We start from the raw sequence: 7,657 nt of genomic DNA, 5'->3' as shown, positions 1-7,657 counted from the left end.
AGGAACGGTGCGGTGGGCTATTCAGAGGATCGGGCCAGCAAGAGGCCGGATCTTGACCACTGGAATTCTGATACTCGGGATTGAGGCGCAAGACCCCTGGCGAGGTGCCCGTGGGCGCCGTCGTGGTCGATCCGGCGGGGCGCATCGTGGGGCGCGACGGCAACCGGACGCGGGAACTGAACGATCCGACGGCCCATGCGGAGATACTGGTGCTGCGTGCGGTCTGCGCCGTCGCCGGGAGTGAACGGTTACCGGGCCACAGCCTGTACGTGACGCTGGAGCCCTGCGCAATGTGCGCCGCCGCGATCGCCGCGGCCCGTATCGACCGGGTGTATTACGGTGCGTCGGATCCCAAGTCGGGCGGCGTTGCGCACGGGGCGCGGGTGTTCGCGCATCCGCAATGCCATCACGTCCCCGAGGTGTATGACGGGATCGCGGCGGCCGAGGCCGAGGCGATCCTCAGGGCGTTTTTCGCCGCACGGCGGGGGTGATGTGCGCGGGGCCGTCACGCGCTATGACGGGTGCTTGCCCGACCTTTCCGCCATGATGCCGCGGCCCAGTTCAAGCGTGTAAGCTTCTAGGGCGTGCAGGGCCGTTTCCGCCTGCCCGGGGTCGTGCGCCTCGAGGGCGTCGGTGATGCGCGTGTGCAGCTTGATGATCTGTTCGCGCGAGCGGGCGGTGAAGGTGATCATGTTCATGAGCGGCTGCATGGCCTCGACCGCGCCGGCAAGCTGGTAGCTGAGCACGGGATTGCCCGCCGCGTCCACCAGCGCGCGGTGAAACGTGACATCCGAGGCGCAGAAGGATTCGTCGCTGAGGCCGGGCTGCGCCTGCCGGTGGATCTCGGCCCGCATCGTGGCGAGGTGGTCGGCATCGCGGCGGCGGGCGGCCAGCGGCGTGCACGCGCGTTCGAGCGCATAGCGCGCCTCGCAGGCGGTATCGAAACCGACCGCGTTCATGGACAGCAGGAGCGTCGAGGTGGTGACCTGCTGTCCGTAGGCTTCTTGGTAGGACAGGCGATTCACGAAGGCGCCGCCGAACGCGCCGCGCGCCGTGCGGATCAACGATTGCGCGGCAAGCCGCTTGAGCGCCTCGCGCACGGTCGGGCGGGAGACGTCGAACTGCTCGGCAAGCTCGGCCTCAGAGGGCAGGCGTTCATCCACGATCATGCGCCCGTCAACGATGGCATCGCGGATGGCCTGTGCGATCTGGGCCGAGAGATCGGCCTTGCGGTCTGGGTCTGTTTTCATTTGTCTTACATTTAAATGTCTGACATTTTGATTTGCAAGCGGGGACTCGATGTACCGGCGTTTCGGAGGGCGCGTTGCCATGGCGATGATCAGGCAGATGACCGGGGCGCACTGGTTGATGCTTTTTACCGGCATCCTGCTGTCATGGGCGGCGCTGTACGCGATGGCGCTGCCCGCCGACCTGCGCGCGGCCGGCCGTGTCTATGGCGCCGATTTCTGGGAAAGCCTGTGCCGCGTGACGCCCGACGCGGCGGGGGTTGCGCGCGTCAGCCTGATGTGGGCGCTGATGTCGGCTGCCATGATGGCGCCCACGGTGCTGCCCGCGCTCGTCACGTATGACGACCTGCCGGATACAGGCGGCAAGCGGTTCGGCGCGCTGCTGGCGGGCTACCTGATGGTCTGGCTGGGGTTCTCGGTCGTCGCGGCGGCGCTGCAGATGGGGCTTTACACGGCGGGGCTCGTGAGTGCCTTCGGCGACAGCCTGACCCCGGTACTGTCGGCCGGGTTGCTGGCGCTTGCGGGCCTGTATCAGTTCAGCCCGCTCAAGGAGGGGTGTCTGGCCAAGTGCCGCGCGCCGCTCACGTTTTTCTTTCAGCACTGGGACGCCGGCGCGTGGCGCATGGGGCTGCGGCTGGGCGCGGTTTGCCTTGGCTGCTGCTGGGCGTTGATGCTGCTGGCCTTTGTCGGGGGGGTGATGAACCTTGCGTTCATGGGGCTGGCCACGGTGATCATGGTGCTGGAAAAGCTGCCCGACATCGGCCGGCCCCTGACGCGGCCGCTGGGCGCGGTGCTGCTGGCGGCGGCCGCAATGCGGCTGATGACAACGACATGGACATGACCGGAGAGGAGGGCCGTGATGGCATCGCAGAAACTTGAGACGCCCGCCGAAAGCGCGGACAGCATGCCGAGTGCCGCGAAAGCGGCGCCGGGCACGGTGCCGTGGGCGATGAAGGGTGAATTGATCCTGAATTGCAACTGCACGGTTTTCTGCCCCTGCGTGATCTCGCTGGGCGATCATCCCCCGACCGAGGGGTACTGCATGGGCTGGGCGGGGATCCGCATCGACGAGGGACATTTCGGCGACACCGATCTTGGCGGGTTGAACGTGGGGCTGCTGCTGGAGATCCCCGGCAAGATGGCGCGGGGCAACTGGAAGGCCGCGGCCTACATCGACGAGCGCGCCAGCGATGAGGCCTTCGACGGGCTTCTCGATATCATGAGCGGCAAGGCCAAGGGTACGACGGGCCTGTTCAAGGTGCTGGTGAGCGAGTTCCTGGGCGCCGAACGCGCGCCGATCAGTTTCGAGACCGAGGGCAAGACGCGCCGGTTGATGGTCGGGCGCGCGATCAAGGGCGCGATCACCCCGGTGGAAGGCAACGACGGCGACGATTTGGTGGTGACGAACACCAAGTACTGGATGGGTCCCGACATAACCGTGGCCAAGGCCGACCAGGGCCGGGTGCGGGCCTTTGGCCGGGTCTGGGATTTCGATGGCCGCAGCGCCGAGATCTGCCAGATCGACTGGAAGGGCCCGGGCTGAGGGGCGCGCGCCGCGTGTCGCGCACATGGCCAACCGTCAGGGCCAATGCCGCGCCCGGCGGCACGTGATGCGGATGCAGGCGGGGCGGGGATGGCCCCGCTTGCCGAATTGTTCATGATGAAGGAGCTTGCCCGATGACCGCGCCGTTGCTCTCGCTGTCGCGCCGGCTGCGCCGAACGCCCTTTTCCGACGGGGTCGAGGCCGCCGGGGTGAAAGCCTACACCGTCTACAACCACATGTTGCTGCCCTCGGTGTTTCGCAGCCTCGAAGAGGATTACCGGCATCTCAAGGAGGCGGTGCAGGTCTGGGACGTGGCCTGCGAGCGGCAGGTGGAACTGCGCGGGCCGGATGCCGGCCGGCTGATGCAGATGCTGACGCCGCGTGACCTGCGCCGGATGACGCCGGGGCAGTGTTTCTACGTGCCCATCGTCGACGAGACAGGCGGCATGCTGAACGACCCGGTCGCCGTCAAGCTGGCCGAGGACCGCTGGTGGATCTCGATCGCCGACAGCGACTTGCTGTACTGGGTCCGGGCGGTTGCGCATGGCTGGCGGCTGGACGTGCTGGTGGACGAGCCCGACGTCAGTCCGCTGGCGGTGCAGGGGCCGCATGCCGAGGACTTGGTGGCGGCCGTTTTCGGCGATGAAGTGCGCCGGATCCGGTTCTTCCGGTTCGGTGTGTTCAACTTTCAAGGGCGCGACCTTGTGGTGGCGCGCTCGGGCTATTCCAAGCAGGGCGGGTTCGAGATTTACCTTGAAGGCGCCGATCTGGGGATGCCGCTGTGGCACGCGCTGATGGAGGCGGGCCGGACATGGGACGTGCATGCCGGTGGCCCCAACCTGATCGAGCGGATCGAGGGCGGGCTGCTGAGCTACGGCAATGACATGACCGACGACAACACGCCGCATGAATGCGGGCTGGGACGGTTCTGCAACACGCATACGGCCATCGGCTGCATCGGCCGCGATGCGCTGCTGCGCGTGGCCAAGGAAGGGCCGGTACAGCAGATCCGGCCGGTTTCCATCGAGGGCGGGCCGGTGCCGCCCTGTGACCGCTGGTGGCCGGTCATGGCCGGGGACCGGCAGGTGGGCCGGATCTCGAGCGCGGCGTGGTCGCCGGATTTCGCCACGAACGTGGCGATCGGCATGGTGCGGCTGACACATTGGGACGATGGCACGGAGGTTGACGTGATCGCGCCCGACGGCGTGCGCGCCGCCACCGTGCATGAGACGTTCTGGACCTGAACCGGGTCCGGCAGCGGGGAGCGGGGGCCAGCCCGCCGTGCTTCCCGGGATACCTGGAGCCAAGACAAGCGGGAGGCTGGTCCCGCGCAGAAAGGAAACGAGATGTTCAACGCGCTGGTTGTCGAGAAGGACGAGGAAAGCGGCAAGACGGCGGCGGCCGTCCGGCAGATATCGGAGGATGACCTGCCGCATGGCGAGGTCCTTGTGTCGGTGGAGTATTCCACGCTCAACTACAAGGACGGCCTGTGCATCGGGCCCGGCGGGGGCCTTGTGCGCAAGTATCCGCACGTGCCGGGCATCGATTTCGCCGGCACCGTCGAGCAGAGCAGCGACGACCGCTACAAGCCCGGCGACCGCGTCGTCCTGACGGGCTGGCGCGTCGGCGAGGCGCACTGGGGCGGGTACGCACAGAAGGCGCGCGTTCTGGCCGACTGGCTGGTGCCGCTGCCCGACGGGCTTGACACCCGGTCGGCGATGGCGGTCGGAACGGCCGGTCTCACGGCGATGCTGGCGGTTATGGCGCTGGAGGATCACGGGCTGGCGCCCGGGCACGGAGACGTGCTGGTGACGGGGGCCGCCGGCGGCGTCGGATCCGTGGCGACGGCGCTCCTGGCCAACCTGGGCCACGAGGTGGCCGCGGTGACCGGCCGGCCCGAACAAGAGGCGTATCTGCATGGTCTCGGGGCGGGGCGCATCGTGCCGCGGGATGACTTTGCCGAGGTCACGAAGAAACCGCTGGAGAGCGAGCAATGGGCCGGCTGTGTCGATGCCGTCGCGGGCGTGATGCTGGGCCGCGTTCTCAAGCAGATGAAATACGGGTGTTCCGTCGCGGCGATCGGGCTTGCGGGCGGCCCGGCCATCGAGGGGGCACTGGTCACGCCGTTCATCCTGCGCGGCGTGAACCTGCTGGGCATCGACAGCGTGATGCAGCCCTATGACAACCGCCTGCGGGCATGGCAGCGGATTGCGCAGGATCTGCCGATGGACAAGCTCGAGTCGATGGTGCAGCCCGCCGCCCTGTCCGATCTGCCCTCCCTCGGCCGCGATATCCTGAAAGGGCAGGTCAAGGGCCGCGTCGTGGTTGACGTGAACGCCTGAGGCTTGCCCGCCGCCCGGCTGTCGTGCTTAGTGCGGGACAGGCCGGGGGTGACGTGAGCAAGGACGACGAAAGCATTCGCATGAGGCTGGCGCGCGACGGGGATTTCGACGCGCTCTGGCCGATCCTTCGCGATGTCATCCGCGCGGGCGAGACCTATGCCATCGATCCCGGCCTGTCGCGCGGCCGGGTGCAGGAGCTCTGGATGCGCACGCCGCGGGCCACCTTCGTGGCCGAGACGCCCGAGGGCATCGTGGGTACCTATTACATCAAGACCAACCAGCAGGGCGGCGGGGCGCATGTGTGCAATTGCGGCTACATGGTGGCCCGCGCGGCCCGCGGGCAGGGCGTGGCGCGTGCCATGTGCCGGCATTCGCAGGTAGAGGCGGCCAAGCTGGATTACCTTGCGATGCAGTTCAATTGCGTGGTCGAGACGAACAGGGGCGCGATCAGGCTGTGGGAAAGCCTCGGCTTCGCGACGGTCGGCCGCCTGCCGCGCGCGTTCCGCCACCCCCGCGCGGGGATGGTCGACGCGCGGGTGATGTACAAGTGGCTGGGTGACTCGCCGGGCTGAACCGCGCAGCGCGGGCCGGTCTCCTTACGGGAAATCATGGGCATCGGGTTTTTCGCCGGGTCGGGCCGTGCCGGACGCCCGGGTTTCGTGCCGCCGAATCGCCGTACAAAGTATCTTTTGCCATCTTCATGCCTTTTGATACGGATGAATTCTTCAGTTTTCACGACAATGCGCAAAAAAATTGGGAATTCGCGGGAAAATTTTCACCCATCATAGCAGCGCAATATTTTGTGTCCGGAATTAAGAGAATAGCTAGGTTGTGCGTATTTCTCTGTCTGGTTAGCTCGATTATCCCGTTTTTCCGGGGTGGGCAGGCCGGTGATGAGAAGTTGTGCCCGCAGAAATTCATTGATTTCCACGAATTCCCATGTCATCCCTTTATACACGATGAGGACGGGACATAAGGGGCACCGACAAGACCCCGCAAATCTCCCAAGTCAGGTTTCATACAGGCACCCGCTTTCATCGTCACAAACGGATCCGGCGCGCGGGCGAGCAGACATCCCCCCAGGTGGCGCGCGCAGTCGGACACCCCGCTCGAGGCGGGACGAGGGCGGCGGATTGGGCAGTGGCAGCAGCTCAATCCGCCGTTTCGTTTCCGGGCCGGGGAACTTGCCGGGGGTATTTAAAAGGGGCCAACGGGACAGTGGGTCGCAGGTTCAGAGGCGAGAGCCACCACAAGGTGGACAGCAAGGGGCGGGTGAGTATCCCGGCCTCCTTCCGCCGTGTTCTCGAAGCCTCGGACCCGAACTGTCACGACAAGGAGAGCCCGGAACTCGTGATCGTCTACGGCGATCACCGCCGCAGCTACCTTGAATGCTACACGATCGAGGCGATCGAGGAGGTCGATGCGAAAATCGACAGCCTGCCGCGCGGGTCCATGGAGCGCAAGATGCTGCAGCGGCTGTTCCACGGCCAATCCTACCCGACGAACGTTGACGAGACCGGACGGCTCGTGTTGCCGGCGAAGTTGCGCCAGAAGATCGGGCTGGAGGGCGAGGCGTTCTTCATCGCGGCCGGCGACACGTTCCAGATCTGGAAGCCCGAAACCTACGAGCAGGAGGAGCTGTCCAAGACCGAGGCGTGGCTGGACGAGCTGCCCGATGATTTCGACCCGCTCATCTATCTGGATCAGGCCGGGGAGGGCTGAGCGATGGCTCCCGCGGCGCGCATCAACGAGACCGCCCCCCACGTTCCGGTTCTGCTGCGCCCGCTTCTGGCCGCCGTCGCGCCGGTTTCCGGGCTCTGGATCGACGGGACACTCGGCGCCGGCGGATACGCGCGCGGCCTGCTGGAGGCGGGGGCCGACCGGGTCGTGGGGGTCGACCGTGACCCCCTCGCGCTGGAGATGGCGCGCGACTGGGGTGCTGATTACGGCGACCGGCTGATCCTCGTGCAGGACACGTTTTCACATCTCGACGATCATGCGGAGGCGGCGGACGGCGTCGTGTTGGATCTCGGCGTGTCGTCGATGCAGCTCGACGCGCCGGAGCGGGGTTTCTCCTTCATGAAGGACGGGCCGCTGGACATGCGCATGGGGCGTGACGGGCGCACGGCGGCGGACCTGGTCAATGGGCTGGAAGAGCGCGAGCTGGCCGACATCATTCATCTTTACGGTGAGGAGCGTGCCGCCCGGCGGGTCGCCCGGGCCATTGTCCGGGCGCGCGAGGCGACCCCGATAACGACGACGCTGCAACTGGCCGATCTTGTCGAGCGGACGCTCGGGCGCAGCAAGCCCGGGCAAGCGCATGCGGCGACAAGGACATTCCAGGCGCTTCGCATCGCGGTGAACGACGAGTATGCCGAACTGCTGGGCGGGCTGGAAGCCGCCGAGCGGGTCCTGCGCCCGGGCGGGCGGCTTGCCGTTGTCACGTTCCATTCCATCGAGGACCGCATGGTCAAGCGGTTCCTGCAGGCGCGGGCAAGCACCGGCGGCGGCGGCAGCCGCCACGC

At 66.8% G+C, this 7,657-nt stretch carries 9 protein-coding genes; 8 read left to right on the top strand and 1 reads right to left on the bottom strand.

Features of this window, described 5'->3' with window-relative positions; genetic code table 11:
* Positions 1 to 80 precede the first annotated feature (80 nt).
* A complete protein-coding gene (locus ACH107_RS27675; protein WP_412508904.1) occupies positions 81 to 491 on the top strand; it encodes a nucleoside deaminase in 411 nt (136 codons plus the stop codon).
* A 21-nt stretch (positions 492 to 512) separates the two neighbouring features.
* Here the strand turns inward: ACH107_RS27675 and ACH107_RS27670 are convergent, their stop codons facing one another.
* Positions 513 to 1,250: a FadR/GntR family transcriptional regulator gene (locus ACH107_RS27670; RefSeq protein ID WP_412508903.1), complete on the bottom strand. Its 738-nt coding sequence runs from the start codon at positions 1,248 to 1,250 to the stop codon at positions 513 to 515.
* Positions 1,251 to 1,347: 97 nt separating this feature from the next.
* On the opposite strand from ACH107_RS27670, the gene ACH107_RS27665 reads away from it, so the two are divergent.
* From ACH107_RS27665 to rsmH, 7 genes are all read left to right on the top strand, one after another.
* On the top strand, positions 1,348 to 2,088 hold the full coding sequence (locus ACH107_RS27665) for a DUF2182 domain-containing protein (RefSeq protein ID WP_412508907.1): 741 nt from the start codon (positions 1,348 to 1,350) through the stop codon (positions 2,086 to 2,088).
* A gap of 63 nt (positions 2,089 to 2,151) precedes the next feature.
* Positions 2,152 to 2,790 carry a DUF1326 domain-containing protein gene (locus ACH107_RS27660; protein ID WP_412508906.1) on the top strand — a complete coding sequence of 213 codons (639 nt, stop codon included), beginning with the start codon at positions 2,152 to 2,154 and terminating at the stop codon, positions 2,788 to 2,790.
* Positions 2,791 to 2,924: 134 nt separating this feature from the next.
* Positions 2,925 to 4,034 carry a dimethylsulfoniopropionate demethylase gene (locus tag ACH107_RS27655; protein WP_412508902.1) on the top strand — a complete coding sequence of 370 codons (1,110 nt, stop codon included), beginning with the start codon at positions 2,925 to 2,927 and terminating at the stop codon, positions 4,032 to 4,034.
* A 102-nt stretch (positions 4,035 to 4,136) separates the two neighbouring features.
* Positions 4,137 to 5,132, top strand: coding sequence for an acryloyl-CoA reductase (gene acuI / locus ACH107_RS27650; RefSeq protein ID WP_412508901.1), 996 nt, complete (start codon positions 4,137 to 4,139; stop codon positions 5,130 to 5,132).
* Positions 5,133 to 5,212: 80 nt separating this feature from the next.
* Positions 5,213 to 5,704 (top strand): N-acetyltransferase family protein, encoded by a 492-nt coding sequence (locus ACH107_RS27645; RefSeq protein ID WP_412508905.1) that lies wholly within the window; start codon positions 5,213 to 5,215, stop codon positions 5,702 to 5,704.
* A gap of 646 nt (positions 5,705 to 6,350) precedes the next feature.
* Entirely contained in the window at positions 6,351 to 6,854 is a 504-nt protein-coding gene (gene mraZ, locus ACH107_RS27640; RefSeq protein WP_412508899.1) for a division/cell wall cluster transcriptional repressor MraZ, read from the top strand.
* Between the two features lie 3 nt (positions 6,855 to 6,857).
* On the top strand, positions 6,858 to 7,657 hold an 800-nt coding region (rsmH, locus tag ACH107_RS27635), incomplete at its 3' end, for a 16S rRNA (cytosine(1402)-N(4))-methyltransferase RsmH (protein ID WP_412508897.1).

Source organism: Roseovarius halophilus (ex Wu et al. 2025) (assembly GCF_047086965.1).
The sequence above is the reverse complement of the archived record's forward strand: the minus strand, read 5'-3'. Positions and strand labels throughout refer to the sequence as shown.